The following is a 16212-nucleotide window of genomic DNA, read 5'->3' on the forward strand; positions in this document are numbered from 1 at the left end:
TTTTTTATTAAAAGTTTACATTTAGTCCGATTAAGAATCCTCTACTCCTTGGATAAGCCATATAATCTATTCCAAAAGAAGGAACACCATCTACCTCTTTATTCTTATTCACTTCCGGATCAAACCCGTCATAAGGTGTAATCACAAAAAGATTCTGGCCTGTGGCATATAATCTTAAAGATTGAATCCAATCTGTTTTTATATCTTCTCCATTTAAGGTATACCCAACAGTTAAATTACTCAACCTTAAGAAATCACCACTTTTTAAATGCTTGGTAGACAAAAATGGACCACCTGCAGGATTCGCATCAGAACCGGCTTCAGCATAAGTTGCATTTTCATTAGAAACTACTGCTGCTTTATAGAAAAGAGCCATAGCGGTGTTGTCTAATATTTGATGTCCATATGCCCCATTTAAATTAGCGCTAAAGTCAAATTTTTTGTAACTGGAATTCAAAGCAATACCAATAAGAATATCGGGATTAGGATCTCCAGCAAAGATTCGGTCTGAAGTAGTGCCTGGTCCATCAAAATTAGGATTTATAACACCATCACCATTTGCATCTCTAAAAACAGGATTCCCTGAAGAATCATAGCCTTCAAAAACTGGTAAATAGAAAGCATATAGCGGTTGATTATCATATAGCAGTTGTGCATTTTGTCCGCTTAAACTTCTACCCGAAACTTGACCAGTTATGATACCCAATGGGAATTGATTCGATACATTTTCAATTTCATTATCTAAAAACGATATATTAAAAGATGCATCAAAAGTAAAATCTTCTTTATTAATTATAGAACCATTTAATGACAACTCCAAGCCTGAATTAATTACTTTAATATCATTAAAATTCGTCCAATAATTTACATCGGGAGCTGGTTGAATTGCCGGTAATCTAAAAAGCAGATCTTTTGTTTCTTTATAAAAATAATCAATTGTACCATTTAACCTACCATTAAAAAATCCAAAATCAACACCTGCTCCATACTGTACGGTTGATTCCCACTGTAAATCGGGATTTGCTACATTGGTTTGTTGAAGTCCAGATCCATCATCAGTAGGTCCAAATTGTGTTTGTGCCGCACCTGCATTAAATTCCTGGTTACCAGTAATACCCCAGTTTAACCTTAATTTAAGATTTGAAAAAGTCTCAGGAATAAAATCTTCTTCTGATAATCTCCATGCCGCTCCAAAAGATGGAAAATACCCATATTGATTATTTTTACCAAACTTACTAGAGCCATCTGCTCTAATTGTACCAGTTAACAAATATTTCCCTTTATAGTTAAAATTAGCTCTTGCAAAGAAAGATTGTATTTCAGCAGTAGGGTTTTCGAAAGCACTTTGCTCTGATGGGCTAAAGGTAGCAGCATAGCCAAGATCTTTTATATATTTATTTTGATTTGATATTGAAAAATCACGTGCAATAGATCTATTACCACTTGAATCGTAAGAGCCATATCCATAACCTATTACTGCATCTAACGCTAGGTCATCCATTAAGTCTGTTTTGTAAGACAATGTATGTTCAAATAATTTACTGAAATTTTGAAGATATTCTACACCTGCTATACCTCTACCAACGGTATTATTGGTATTAAAATCAGATGAAATACCTACGCGTCTTTTAGATTCGGATCTATCTACACCAATGGTAAATTTATAATCCAAGCCTTCAATAATATTAAACGTTACAGCAAAATTCCCCAAGATTCTTGAAGTGTCGGTAATATCTGTATAATAATCTAAAAATGCCAGTGGGTTTCTTTGATTATCACTAGGCTGGTTATAAGTGCCATCTGGATTATAAAATGAAAGCGTTGGATTCCATTTTAAAGCAGATGACATTAAATCACCTTCAGCACCAGTGTTATCAGCAATTGCTTCTCCCTTATCTTTATAGAAAGTAGATAAGAAACTCGTTTCAAACTTCACTCTATCATTAAAAGCTCTTTGAGTCATATTTAAATTAAAGCTATATTTTTCCTGTCCGGTTCCTTTAACAATACCTTCTTGATCAAGTAACCCTAAAGATATTCTATAATTTCCAGTGTCATTTCCTGCACCATAAGAAAAATCATGCTGCTGTGTTACAGCAGTCTGCAAGATAGCACCTAAAGGATCAACTCTAGCTCCTGCATCAGGTGTAGCATTTCCTGCGGCCGCCGCAACTGTAGGATAATCATTTGCTTTAATCAAATCATATTCATTGGCTATACTACTAAACTGAAGAGAAGAGCTCCAACTTATCTGTGGTTTTCCACTTTTTCCTCTTTTGGTTGTAATAATGACAACACCATTGGCTCCTCTAGATCCATAGATAGCTGTTGCCGATGCATCTTTAAGCACATCAATACTAGCAATATCAGCAGGATTAATAAAGGCAAGAGGATTTCTAGGACTTGTTCTTCCAAGACCTACATCTGCTCCAGGTGAAGCTGCTCCACCTCCTAATGGGAAACCGTCAACAACATATAATGGATCGTTTCCAGCTCTAATAGATGATGTACCTCGTACTCTGATATTGGCTGCTGCGCCAGGTTCGCCACTTGATGCGGTAACTTGAACACCGGCAACACGACCTTGAATTAATTGGTCAGGTGTTGTAACAACTCCTTTGTTAAAATCTTCAGCTTTAACTGAAGCAACAGCACCTGTAGCATCTTTTACCGTAGTAGAACCATATCCAATGATAACTACTTCTTCAAGTTTAGCTGCATCTTCTTCCAACAAAACATCAATTGTGCTTTGCCCTGTGTAGCTTATTTCCTGTGTTACATAGCCAATAAACGAAAACACCAAAACATCACCGTTGTTAACATCAATTTCGTAATTACCATCAAAATCAGTTGCAACACCTGTGGTTGTTCCTTTAATTATAATGTTGACACCGGGAATTGGCCCCATCGCATCTGAAACAGTACCAGATACTGTCTGCGCGTAAATAAAGCTCCCTAAAAGTAAAAATACTGGGAGCAGCATGTTTTTAAGTAATTTGTTTTTCATATTAAATTAGAATTCTAGTTAAAATTTTAGTTTGTTTGAATAGTTGTTCTTAAAAGTAATTGTCAAATTAAGAATTTTGATAGTGATAAATTAACAATTAATTAACTAATATTATCATTTTTTTACTTAACCGCAAGAATTTACAAAAAAAAAAACGAAATAAGTTGTCGAAAACGTTTTAGATTTATTTAATTTAACTAAATAAATCGATTCAATCATCTACAAAGCCTTTAATTAATACTTTCGGTTTTTACGCTAAGAACAAAATGGCTAAAATTACTCTAAAGAAAATAGCAGAAACTTTAGGTATATCCGTTGCAACGGTATCAAAAGCCCTAAAGGATTATGATGATGTTAGTCCTGAAACCAAAGCCAAAGTAAAATCTTTAGCTGAATCTCTCAATTATAAACCTAATTTTTTAGCACAGAGTTTAAGAAATCAAGAATCTAAAACTATTGGCTTAATCATTCCAGAAATTGTTCATCATTTTTTTGCAAGCATCATTGCTGGAGTCATTAATGCCGCTAAAAAAAAAGGGTATTTAGTTATCACCTTACAATCTGGAGAATCTTATGATTTTGAGAAAAAACAAATTGAACTTTTATTAGATAAAAATGTTGATGGTATTTTATTGTCATTGGCCGACAATACTGTTGATTATATGCATTTAAGCAACCTTATAGAATCTGGATTCCCTATAGTACTATATGACAAGATTACAAAGTCTATACATTGTAGTAAGGTGGTTATTAATGACCAAAAAGCTGCTTTTAATGCAACTCAATATCTCATAGATACTGGTTGTAAAAAAATTGCTCATGTAAGAGGTCCTTTAAAACCTCAAACCACCATAGATAGATTTATTGGGTATAAAAATGCGTTAAAGGAAAATGATATAGAATTTGATACGTCTATAGTTTTTGAAGCACCCCATTTATCTCTTGAAGATGGTCAAAAGATTGCCAAGGAAATTTATAAAAATCATAAGGACGTAGATGCCGTTTTTGCTTTTACAGACCTTACTGCAACTGGAGTTATGGTTGGACTCAAAGAGCTAAATGTGAAAATACCGGAAGAAGTTTCTATTATGGGATTTAGTAATTGGCTATTAACACGTATTACTTCGCCAAAATTATCTACTGTAAATCAACCAGGATTTAAAATGGGGAAACAAGCTTTCAAAGTTTTGTATAAAGAAATTAAAGACAGAAAAGCCAAAACTAAAGTGGAATTTAAAACAGTAGAATTGCCAACAAAATTGGTCATCAGAGATTCTACGAGATAAATCTATTTTCTACCCATTAAATTATTGATATCTGATTCTTCTATTTTTGGGTTAGCGCCTTCTGAACCTGCAACCAATGCTCCAACAGCGCATGCGAAATTTAGAGCTTCTTGTTTATTTGCACCATTAGTGATTTTATGTAATAATGATGCCAAAAAAGAATCTCCAGCTCCAACCGTATCTTTTACATTTATTTTATATCCTTCATTTGAATACAATTTGCCGTCGGATAAAAACAAGGCTCCTTGGCTTCCTCTTGTCACACAAATATGCTTGACATTAAATGTATTTGAAACAAATTCCATATTATCCTGAATTGAAGAAAGATTTGAGTTTAATTTTTTTGAGATGTATTCTAATTCATCATCATTAAATTTTACAAAATCAGCTTTATTCATTAAACCTTTAAGCAATTCAAGATTAAAAAAAGGAGGTCTTAAATTAACATCAAAAACCTTAAGATTAGCATGGTTCAATAAAACTAAAAGTGTTTGTTTTGAAACTGAATTTCTGCATGCCAAACTACCAAAAATAAAAACATCGCTTTTCTTAACTCGATCAATATTCGCTATATCTAATTGGATATTATCCCAAGCAACGGGCTGACTTATTTCATAACTTGCAGAACCATTATCATTTAAAGTTACAATAACTCTACCTGTACTTAAAGACCTATCCGTCTGTAGATAGTTGCTTGTCAACTCATTTTTTAAAACAAAATCTTTCAGTTGTTTTCCTAGTGTATCATTACCAACAGAACTAATTATGGCAACATCGTATTGATAAGAATGCAACCGAAGTGCTACGTTTAAAGGAGCGCCACCTATTTTTTCCTGATCAGGAAAAACATCCCAAAGCACTTCTCCAAAACAAGTAAAAGAATTCATATTTAGTTATTAAATTTTAGTTGACTTACAACCAATTTATTAATCGTTGTTTCAGATTCATTTTCCGTACTAATTTTTAACGAACTCATCGGTTTACGAGGAAAAAATATTTCGGTCATTACAGTTTCTCCATTGTTAAAAAATAGCTCTAACGACGTTTTGTCAATAACCATTTCAATATGTAAATTTTCGAATTGGTTTTTAAAATGAGCTTTTGAAACAACATTTGCAAACTTTTCCGAAAAACTTAAATCGCCAGATTTTGTTCTGTCAATAAAAAAGTATTTTTCAATATTATTAATCCCAAATTCAAGTAAATCACCTTTTGAATTTTCAAGACTAAATGTATATGTATTATGATTCAAATTTGAAAGTTCGATTTCTATTACAGATTTATTAATATCTATTTGATTTGAATCTACTATGGTCATTTCACTTTTAAACGAAAGACTGTTTTTTTCAAAAACTTTAGTCTTAAAATGATTTAATTCTTTAATCGGGTTTGAAAATAATATATATGAATTATTCATTTTTCTAAGTTTCAACTCTCTGGCAATGGTCATACTACTTCGCCAGGCATAAGTTGGAACTTCTTTGGCATAATCCCAATTACTCATCCAGCCAATAAAAAGTTTTCTTCCATCAGATTTTGGAATATTAGACCATGTTACACCAGCGTAATTGTCTCTACCGTAATCCAACCAAATAGCTTCATCAATTTTTAATTGCTTTTCCAATTCTTTATCTAATAAAAAATGAGTCCCATCAAAATCACCAATAAAATATTGTGTGCCAGATCCTCCATTAATATGCCCAGGATTTAAACTCTGCAACAAAACCCATTTGGTTTCATCAGAGCCTTCAACTTTTAAAGGGAAAAAATCTGGGCATTCCCAAACACCATCATGAGCTCCAATACCTTCGCCAAAATCTGATAAAAAATTCCATTCTTTCAAATTCTTTGATACATAAAGCAAGGTTTTCTCATAGGTAGCTAATACCATAATCCATTGTTGTCTATCTTCATCCCAAATCACTTTAGGGTCTCTAAAATCTTTGATCTTGGGATTAGGAATTACAGGATTACCGCTATATTTTGTCCAAGTTTGACCTTCGTCTAATGAATATGCAATGGCTTGACTTTGAAAATCAATATTGCCTTCTTTTTCGCCTTCAGGATCATGATACGTGAAAATAGCTACTACTGGAGCTTTGCCATCTTTACCAAAACCAGATGTGTTATTGGTATCTACCACTGCGCTTCCTGAAAAAATATAACCTAAGCTATCTGGGTACAAGGCAATAGGGTACTCTTTCCAAGTCACCAAATCTTCACTACTAGCGTGTCCCCAATGCATGGGTCCCCAAACATTATCTTCAGGATAATATTGAAAATATAAGTGGTACTTTCCGTTTAAATAAAACATTCCGTTTGGATCATTCATCCAGTTGGCCTTTGGCGTAAAATGGAAATTTGGTCTGTAAAGCTGTTCTTCTGTAAGTATTTGATCCACTATTTGTTCTGTTTTATTTTTTGAATTGTCTTTACAAGTAAAGAGTATTAACAGCAAAAATGTTATTGTAAACCAATTCATTGCTATAAGACATCTCTTATTCTTCATTTTGTTAAGACTTGATACAAAATAAAACAATTAAAATTATAAGTAAAAAAATAGTAAAATAATCACTTGATTTATAATACGAAAACGTTATCGCAAGTATGAAGAATTTGTATTTTTAATAATGTCCTTTTATTATACTTAAATAGTATAAACACGAGCAGCTATTTTATCTAAAACTCACTCGACTTTTAGTACACGGACAATTACTTGCCGAGCGCAAAAGGTCCAACCCAATAGTAACCATATGTGTTCCTGAATTGTATGATATTAAGTCGTTCATTGTGACTTGATACGAATATCCAAAATAAAATATGGATTGCTTGAATCCAAACATTGGTCCTATATTAAGTGGTTTAAAGAATTGATCGTTAAGATATCTATAAGAAATTCCTCCCCAAAAATAATTCATGTTCTTACCGTATTTCCTGACCTTAAAGTTAACATCTGTACTGGATCGTCCATCACTACCAAACAACTGGAAGAAAATTGAGGGTTCGTATTGAATACTATTTGGAATATTCTTGCCTATGATGAAACCAGAATACACTTGGTAATTTAACAACTGATTAGGTTCTGCGACTCTTTCTTCATCTACCTTTTTCTTAAGAATATTATTGGCATTAAAACTAAAGTAGAACCCTTTATATCTATACAATGCGCCTATATCAAAATTACTATTGGTGGTAGACCTATCATCGGTAACGTAAGGGTCTATGACAGGTGCTTCATAAGTAGTATTGAAGTTGTTGATATCGATCTTAAAATTGTTGACATTAAATGATATACCAAACGACAAATACTGTTCCGTTGGTACATTGATAATTAAATGGTGAGCAAAAGAAAATTTAGCTCCAGTTTGGATGGTGTTACCGTTTCTATCATTATAAAAAGACAATCCAACACCTGAGCGATCTGCAATTCTTACATCTCCATAGAGTGATTGGTTGTCTGGTGCTCCTTTAATTCCAACCCATTGAGTTAAACCATTCGCCCTAATTTTTAAGTTATCACCAATTCCTGCATATGTAGGAGACACAACAAAATCATTCTCTGCTAAATATTGAGTAAACACTGGTAAATTAAGCTCTTGACCATAACCATAGGTTACAGCAACAAGCAATATATATAGGATTAATCTTTTCGTCTTCATAATTTTAGTTTTTGGGGCTAATTACCATGTTCTATCTATATAATGTGAAATGTCCGACAAATTCTCTATCATCTCTGCTATCATTCAATTTTACAACATACCAATAATCTCCTGTTGGTAGCTCTTTTCCATGATATGTCCCATCCCACTTTTCTCCAACTTTTAATGTGGCTATCTTACGACCATATCTATCAAAAATGTCGAAGGTTAGGTCTTTATAACTTTCCGTACATCCTGGACCCCATCCATCTAGATAACCATCGCCATTTGGAGTGAAATAGTTAGGTATACAAACATCAACATATTCAAAGTACCCTGAAGCACTTGCTATACATCCATTGCTATCCGTAACCGTAACTGTATAGTCTCCAGATTCGTAAATTAGGAATGTATTTTGGTCTCCATAAGATTCTCCGTTAAGTGAATATTCATATATTCCAGTTCCACCTGTAGCTGTTGCTATTATCTCATTCAACCCACCTTCTTGTATTGTTAATTGTATAGGTTCGTAATCTTCAATTTCAAAAATTGGTGTTCTTTGTATACAACCATTAGTATGTCTTACGTCTATATAATGACCAACTCCTGGCAGCACATTCACAAATACATTGCTTCCCTGATATGCTCCTCCATTTAAAGAAAAATCTAAATCCAAAAGGTCTGTACTTTCATCCACCGTAACTGTAACCGTATTGTTCGATAGATTATTGACACAACTGTATTCCACTACAGCTTCTGGATTAATAATAACAGATTCAGGGAATGTGATATTCCATTCTGATTCACAACCAAGAGCGTCTCTTACATAAACTATATGATCACCTCCTGATAAGCCTGTAAAATCAAATTGGGTTTGGATTGCTGTACCTGCAGTATAAGTGCCATTGATATCATCTAAAGCAACACTGTATGGTAAATTCCCTCCTGAAATGTTAATACTAAACTCACCATTCATATCACCATCGCATACTTCTGGTAATATTGAATTAGGCACAATAGAAAGTACTACAGGAATTGGAGCATCAACAGTAAAATTGAAAACCACATAACATCCTAATTCGTCTTGAACAATAACCTCATAGGTTCCAGGACTTAAGTTATCGAAGATAGGCTCTTCGAAAAACTGATCCAATCTTGGGGAAATCGCGTATTTTATAATTCCTGTTCCTCCTATAGCAAAAATCTCCAATATACCATCGTCTTCACCAGTACATGTAACAGGTGTTACTGTATGTGTCTCTGATAATGCTATTGAAGGTTCAGTAATGGTTATCACTGAAGACGTTGTTAAACAATCTCCACTTTCCACTTGAACTTGATAATTTCCTGCTGGAAGATCTGTAAATACTCCTGGACTATTTTGTATTGCTCCGATAATGTCATTTCCTGAACCATCTTGCAGCGTATATATATAATTTCCTAAACCACCTTCTGCATCAGCGATAATTACTCCCGTGCTATCCCCAGTACAGTTAACGGTGGCATTGGTAACGTCCAGATTAATGGTTAATGCCGGTAAAGGATCAACAGTTATTTCATTAGAAACATTAGAAATACATCCATTTACATCTCTAACGTAATACTGATGAGTTCCTACTGAAACCGAAAATGTTGTTGATGAAGCAAAAGAACCTAAAATAGTTACAAAAGATGCTGTATCACTATATTCATAGGTACCTGTACCTCCTGTAGCACTTAAGGTTAATGTTGAATTTGTCAAACATGTTTGTGGTGTTTCAAGTACTAAACTTGCCTGTATTTGAGTAGGTTCGTTAATGATAATATCTGGAGAATTGAACGAACATTGGTATCCATCGGTCACCACAATATTATAAGTTCCAGCTCCTAAACCATCAAAAATAGGTGATGTTTGTGGCCCTGAAGAGCTTACTGCTGGAGAAACCATATTAAGTGTATAGCTGTAATTACTTCCTTGTCCTCCAGTTACTCCACTCACAGTTATTGTAGCATTTGTATCACCAAAACAAGACAATAGTGTTGTATTGGCTGCTACAGTAGCATTAATTGGAGGTGGAACAATAAGCGTTACACTATCAGATGCAATACATCCACCTGCATCTCTGACGTTTACAGTATAACTTCCTGCGGATAGGTTTGTGAATGTTCCGTTAGATGAATAGGCAACGGATGTTGTGCCAGTTAATTCATATTCATAATTGCCCCAACCACCACTTGCTACAGCAGTAATGGTTCCTGCATTATCATCACAAGTTACATTGGATGTCTCTGTGGCGTTTACTAATAATGTGTTTGAAGGCGATTGAATGATTACATTTGATGTTGCGGAACAGAACGGACTTGCTGTTTCTGTAATTACTACACTATAACTGTCTGCCGCCATTCCTGTTACAACTTCTGGATTTGTTGACGTATTTGCTGCAACAACACCAGTTACCGAACTACCCAAACTATTGAATACTTCATAAGTATATGGTCCTGCATAACCACTAACAGTTATCTCAAACGAACCACTTGTATCACCAAAACAAGTAACTGCCGTTGGAAGTGTTGTAAAGCTCAAAGGTGTGGCTTCTGGCACTAAAATCTCAACATCATTTGTACATGAGGTCACTGTATCTGTCATGGTAATCATATAGGTTCCTGATGGTACACCTGAAAATACATTCCCCGCAACACTAATAGATGCTGGGTTTGGACTTATAGTATATGTATAAGTTCCTGAACCACCTGAACCTGTTATTGTAATCTCTCCATCATCATTATTACAACTTGGTAATCCAGTAACATCTGGTATCAACTCAATAGGAGTAAGAATATCGACAATCACCAAATTACCACAACCGTTAAAGTCTCTTACCTCTACAGTATGTGCCCCTGATGATAAATTTGTTATTGTAAATGGTGCAGTATTTGTTTGGAAAGCTCCGCCATCTATACTAAAACTATATGGCCCAACTCCAGCTGTTGTTAAGATAACATCTATTTCAAAATTACCTTCGGTTGCAGTACATTGATTTGACAATGATGCAGAAACTACCGGGTCAGGATCTATGGCAATAGTTTCATTAATTCTTATTTCACAGTCGTTGGCATCTCTTACAACAATATCCCAATTAGTTCTAATTGTGTAATCTAAATAAATAACATTACTAGTCCCAAAATCTCCTGGAGCAGGTACAAAACCTGGTGCCCCAGCAGCATAAAGATAAGGTCCTGTACCACCGGTTGTTGTTAGCGTTACTTGAGCTTCAGCATTACAAGTTGCATTTTCAATTGCTGAAACTACAGAAGAAAGAGACTGAACTGGTTGGCTGATTTGAAATGGTGTTGAAATTGTACACAACGTTCCATCAGCTTCTCTGACAAATAGTGTATAGTTGCCTGCTGACAATCCTGTTATTGTTCCACTTACTGGAGCTCCTGTTAGGCCTGTAAAAATCCCATTAAAAGCTGGAACAATTGGAGTATTGGTTAGTACATCTTGAACTTCATAATATATTGATGTTACAGATGCATCATAATTTATCACAGTAAAGTTTACGCTTCCATCACTATCTCCAAAACAATTCACATCAGTTGTTGTAATTGGAGTGATATCCATTGGAGATAAAACTGGTGTTGTAACCTCGATAATAGAATAACAACCACCTCCATCAATCACTTGGAATTGATATGTTACCCCATGATTTAAACCAACAAAGGTATGAGTTGTAGATGGTGTAGGACCAAATGACGTTGCAGGTTGACCATAAATTGAATACGTAAAGGGTCCAACTCCAGAAATAACTTGTAGGTCTACTGTTGCTCCTGTCGCACAAGATCCTGTTGATGCATTACCAGTTACATTAATACTCGGTGGAGTTTCAATTCTCTGTGCAGTACTAATATATTCACAACCATTTGAATCAACTATTGTTACATAATAATCTCCAAAATTTAATCCTACAAACGTATTTGTTGTAGAAGCAGTAGTAATATTACCTATTTGAGTATAAGTGTTATCATATAAGGTGTATGTAAAAGGTGCAATTCCACCAGAATTAATGGTAATATCTAAACTACCCAAAACAATTGGGCTACATTGAATAGCATTTCTAACAATTGTTACATTTAGAGGTAATGGATCTGTTAAGTTGATTGAACCTGATACATCACAACCTTTACTATCCATTACAACATAATTATAAGTTCCAGCAATAAGGCCTCCAAATACATTTGATGAGGCAAAAGTTGCTCCTCCATCTATACTATAAGTAAAAGGAGCTTCACCCGTAAGAGCGGTTAAACTGATTGAACCGTCTGCATAACCGTTACACGTAGGATCTGTTGCAATAACAGATGCTGTTACTGGAACTATATCTGTAACTGAAATAACACCTGATTGAACTGTACAGCCTATAGAATCGGTTACTTCAAATTGATAGTCTCCTGATGCAGGAGTAGTCAAAGTAAATGTATTTCCACTTACAACTGCACTACCAGTTCCCTGAATTAAATTAACAGCATAAGGTGGAAAACTACCTGAAATTATTCCCGTTATGATTGCATTTGGTGAAGCTGAACAATCTAAATCTTTAGTTAAAACAACATTAACCGTTAATGGTGGTAATGGTGCAATTGTATACGATTCAGCATAAGTACAATCATTTGCATCTCTAACTTGGAACGTGTACGTGCCAGGTGCTAATCCAGTAAATACATTTGATGTTTGATAAGCTGTTACAGCTGATGCTGGAGCAATAATTTGATATTCAAATGGTGCTGTACCTCCAACTGTATTAGAAACAGTCACATCTGAAGTCATTGCTGGACAACTTAAAGGTGTATTACTAAAATCTAAATCTTCTGGCGGGTTTAAAGCATCTATTGTAATTGGTGCAGCAATAAATAAACAATTGTTAGAATCTCTTATGGTAATTGTATAAGTTCCTTCAGTTAATCCAGTAAACGTATTACCTGCTTGAAAGTTTATGCCATCAATGCTATAGGTGTAAGGAGCTGTTCCTCCAGATACTCCTGAAACTGTTATTATACCATTAGTTGTACAAGTATAAGGCGTAGTTAATGCAACTGTTCCTGTTACTGGCAATGGTTCAGTAATGGTTATTGGTTGTGCAGTTGAAGCACATACATCTGTACCATAAGTGTATTGAACTATTACGTCATAAGTTCCAGCAGTTAATCCAGTGAAAACTGATGAACTGACAAAAGTAACTCCATTATCAATACTATAAAGCAGACTGTTCCCATTGGCATTAGTAACATTAATATTAATGGTTCCATCACTATCACCAGCACATAAAACATCTGTATTTGTGATTGTAAATTCTGGAGGAAGAATGCCATCAACTGTAATTGATGTTGAAGCGCTACAACCATTAAAATCGTAAACTGTTATATCATAAACACCAGCCGTAGTAACAACATAAACAGGTGTATTTTGTGAAACTGTTGTACTATTTATGTAATAATTATATGGTGGAACTCCTCCAACTGGATAGATAGTTATCTCTCCATCTGTACACGTAAGTGGTTGTGTCAATGCAGCAGTAACTGTTATTACAGGAGGCTCCAAAATGTCAATGATTTCAGAATAAATACAGCCATCATCTGTACTTGCATTTACAGTATAGGTTCCAGGATTTAAATTATTAAATGTATAATCACTTGCTGAAATTGGACCAACACTATTCACTAAAGTTGCACCTTCATATATACTATAATAATATTGTGGTAATGCATCATTAACTGCGATGCTTATACTTCCAAAATCATCATTACAATCTGGCTGTGTGGCCGAGGTTGTAAACGTAACGTCTCTTTGTCTCACATAAATACTAGGTGTTTCAAAAATACAAGGATTAGTATTTACTCCTATTTGTCTTATATAGACAATATAATAACCAGGAGTATTTATGCTAAATATATTTGAAGATTGGTAAGGTCCGCTTGGGTCTAAACTATATTCATATCCAGACGGCACTCCACCTACTGTAACTTCACCAGGAGTAGTACAAATAATATCTTCAGCAGTAATTGTAGGTACTAACAAATTCTGATAAACATTGAAATAGAATATATTAAAACATCCACCAGGATAATTAATAACTATTCTAAACTCTCCAGAAGTATCCGCAATAAAATCAGGTCCTGTAGCCACTTGGTTCCAAGTACAAGTATCATTTTCGTTGGCACAATCATCAACAATCATCGGTGGGCAACTGGTTTCATCCAACTGTTCCCATATAATTGATACTGCATCACTAATGCCTGTATTAATTGTTCTTGAATCATTACCACCACATAAGAATATGTAAGGCAATACTTTACCATCGTTCGGACAAACCGGTAATAAGTCCGCATAAGGGATTACGGGATTTGTTAGATCACTACCATAAGTAATTACTGTAATCTGTTCATCAATAGAGATACAAGTTGCCGATGTTGTATTTGTTACATAATAATCTCCAGGTGCTGTCGCAGTATATGTTTGTCCTGTTCCAATTACTGGAGTTCCTGTAGGACTTGTAGACCATGAATAACTGTCATACCCATCTGCAGCTGTTAAAACTGTACTTGAACCACATAAGACTTCAGTTCTTTGAAAATCACAACTCGATATATCCACCAAAAAGTTTGTAGATCCAGGAGCTCCTAAACATTCTATAGTAGCATAACTTTCTTCGTCTACAACAGTAATTCCACTTAAAACACCACTATAAGTACCAAAAGCTTGATTTATTATTTCGTTAGAACAAGCCTGGCTTAAATCGTAACAATTTGGAACAACCTGAATTGCTAAACGAATTGTAAAAACCGGATCTCCATATTCAACAGACTCATCTGGAATATTAAAAATAATTGTTCGAGTATTAGGGTCGTAAGATTGTAATGTTGCGCCACCTGCATTACTTAAATCAATATCGGTTGAAGGATCGAAAATAATATTTTCAGGTAGTATATCTGTTATGGTAAAATTAGTAATATCTTCATTGCCAACATTCTGGTAAGTTATTTCATAAAACAAATTTTGTCCTAAATACACATCATCACCATCAATGTTGTTTCCATCTGTATCCAACACAATCTTTGTAAGATCTATATCTGGAGCTATAATATCAACTCCAAATGCGCATACGAAAGCAAAAATTGGGTCCGCTTGACCTCTTGCAACCTGAAGCCTAAAATCTGCCGAAGTATCATTATTCCTTATAAATTCTGGTTCTGAATTAATAATTTCCAAGAAACCTGTGTCATAACCCAATGTATTTGCACTAAAAGGATTCCTTGGATAAACGATACTTGGAGGATTAGGGTTGCCATCATAACCAAGATTTTCTATTACTGAACCAAAGAATTTATTTGCTGGCCTCAATTCTGTTGTTACTTCTTTACCATTTATTTCAAGTTTGGTAGCTCTTTTTGTTCTATCTCCATCAAGAGCACCATAAGCAAATTGTAAGTCGATATGTCCAGCAGGTGGTGTTGTAAAACCTGAAACCGGAACAGTTTCTTGATGACCATCATAAATGTGACTAAATCCATCAAATACTGTAAACGATTTTGTGTGAAGTTCTGGGTCTTCATAAATTAAAAGAAGCGTCCATCCTGCAGATAATCCTGTTGAAAAGTTAAACCCTTCACTAGAATTCACATTTGCCAAAGTATAATTACCTTCAATATCTGATAAACCACTAACTAAATTAGTGACATCTGCATAACAAGCATAAGGTGTATTTCCTGGTTCTCCAGTTTCGGCAACAATTGGGTTTACTATGGCATCATAAATGATTTCGCCCGTAATATCAATGTATGTTGAACTTCCGGGTAACTTAAATTTTACTTCATCAATATCACTTCTATCTCCATCTTGTAGTGTAGCAGCCCAATATAAACCTGCGTATGCAACTCTATAACAATCTGTAGGACTTCCATCTTGATGAGGTGGTAATTGTAACTCTGCACTACTAGAACTAAATGTAGATGCATCGCTATCAATATCAATATATTGCATATCAATATCCTGATTATCTCTAGTTATGTCGTTAAATGGTAAATTATCTTGACCAAGAATGGCGTTACCTATAACTAACATACTTCCTCTTACATCTACTTTTTCTCTAATAGCAAAAGGATCGTATGTTTGTGAATTACCGCTAAAACATAACGATAATAAAAACACAACGATTAGTACTTTATAAAAAGTAGGCTTTTTCATGGCATTATATTTATATTTTCTTTCAATTTGGGGCATTGATAAAAATGATATTATTACTTT

6 protein-coding genes are annotated in these 16212 nt (G+C 34.5%); 1 reads left to right on the forward strand and 5 read right to left on the reverse strand.

Annotated features, from left to right (window positions below; translation table 11 throughout):
- Positions 1 to 7 precede the first annotated feature (7 nt).
- Positions 8 to 3007, reverse strand: a complete 3000-nt coding sequence (locus AAFP94_RS01790; protein WP_316660877.1) for a SusC/RagA family TonB-linked outer membrane protein — start codon at positions 3005 to 3007, stop codon at positions 8 to 10.
- A gap of 266 nt (positions 3008 to 3273) precedes the next feature.
- Between AAFP94_RS01790 and AAFP94_RS01795 the strand changes: the two genes are divergently transcribed.
- Positions 3274 to 4293 (forward strand): LacI family DNA-binding transcriptional regulator, encoded by a 1020-nt coding sequence (locus tag AAFP94_RS01795; RefSeq protein WP_316660875.1) that lies wholly within the window; start codon positions 3274 to 3276, stop codon positions 4291 to 4293.
- 2 nt (positions 4294 to 4295) lie between these two features.
- Here the strand turns inward: AAFP94_RS01795 and AAFP94_RS01800 are convergent, their stop codons facing one another.
- The 4 genes from AAFP94_RS01800 to AAFP94_RS01815 all read right to left on the reverse strand — a co-directional run bounded on the left by AAFP94_RS01800 (position 4296) and on the right by AAFP94_RS01815 (position 16152).
- Positions 4296 to 5180, reverse strand: coding sequence for a carbohydrate kinase family protein (locus AAFP94_RS01800; RefSeq protein WP_316660874.1), 885 nt, complete (start codon positions 5178 to 5180; stop codon positions 4296 to 4298).
- A 2-nt stretch (positions 5181 to 5182) separates the two neighbouring features.
- Complete coding sequence (locus AAFP94_RS01805) at positions 5183 to 6802, reverse strand: glycoside hydrolase family 32 protein (RefSeq protein ID WP_316660873.1); 1620 nt, start codon at positions 6800 to 6802, stop codon at positions 5183 to 5185.
- Positions 6803 to 6968: 166 nt separating this feature from the next.
- Positions 6969 to 7952 carry a PorP/SprF family type IX secretion system membrane protein gene (locus AAFP94_RS01810; protein WP_316660872.1) on the reverse strand — a complete coding sequence of 328 codons (984 nt, stop codon included), beginning with the start codon at positions 7950 to 7952 and terminating at the stop codon, positions 6969 to 6971.
- A gap of 31 nt (positions 7953 to 7983) precedes the next feature.
- Positions 7984 to 16152 (reverse strand): T9SS type B sorting domain-containing protein, encoded by an 8169-nt coding sequence (locus AAFP94_RS01815; RefSeq protein ID WP_316660870.1) that lies wholly within the window; start codon positions 16150 to 16152, stop codon positions 7984 to 7986.
- Positions 16153 to 16212 lie beyond the last annotated feature (60 nt).

The organism is Gilvirhabdus luticola (assembly GCF_040117515.1).
GTDB classification, from domain to species: domain Bacteria; phylum Bacteroidota; class Bacteroidia; order Flavobacteriales; family Flavobacteriaceae; genus Gilvirhabdus; species Gilvirhabdus luticola.

What these genes read in the sequence shown, in the direction of transcription:
- AAFP94_RS01800 (WP_316660874.1), bottom strand. Translation starts at nt 5,180, where the DNA reads ATGAATTCTTTTACTTGTTTTGGAGAAGTGCTTTGGGATGTTTTTCCT.
- AAFP94_RS01790 (WP_316660877.1), bottom strand. Translation starts at nt 3,007, where the DNA reads ATGAAAAACAAATTACTTAAAAACATGCTGCTCCCAGTATTTTTACTT.
- AAFP94_RS01815 (WP_316660870.1), bottom strand. Translation starts at nt 16,152, where the DNA reads ATGAAAAAGCCTACTTTTTATAAAGTACTAATCGTTGTGTTTTTATTA.
- AAFP94_RS01810 (WP_316660872.1), bottom strand. Translation starts at nt 7,952, where the DNA reads ATGAAGACGAAAAGATTAATCCTATATATATTGCTTGTTGCTGTAACC.
- AAFP94_RS01795 (WP_316660875.1), top strand. Translation starts at nt 3,274, where the DNA reads ATGGCTAAAATTACTCTAAAGAAAATAGCAGAAACTTTAGGTATATCC.
- AAFP94_RS01805 (WP_316660873.1), bottom strand. Translation starts at nt 6,802, where the DNA reads ATGAAGAATAAGAGATGTCTTATAGCAATGAATTGGTTTACAATAACA.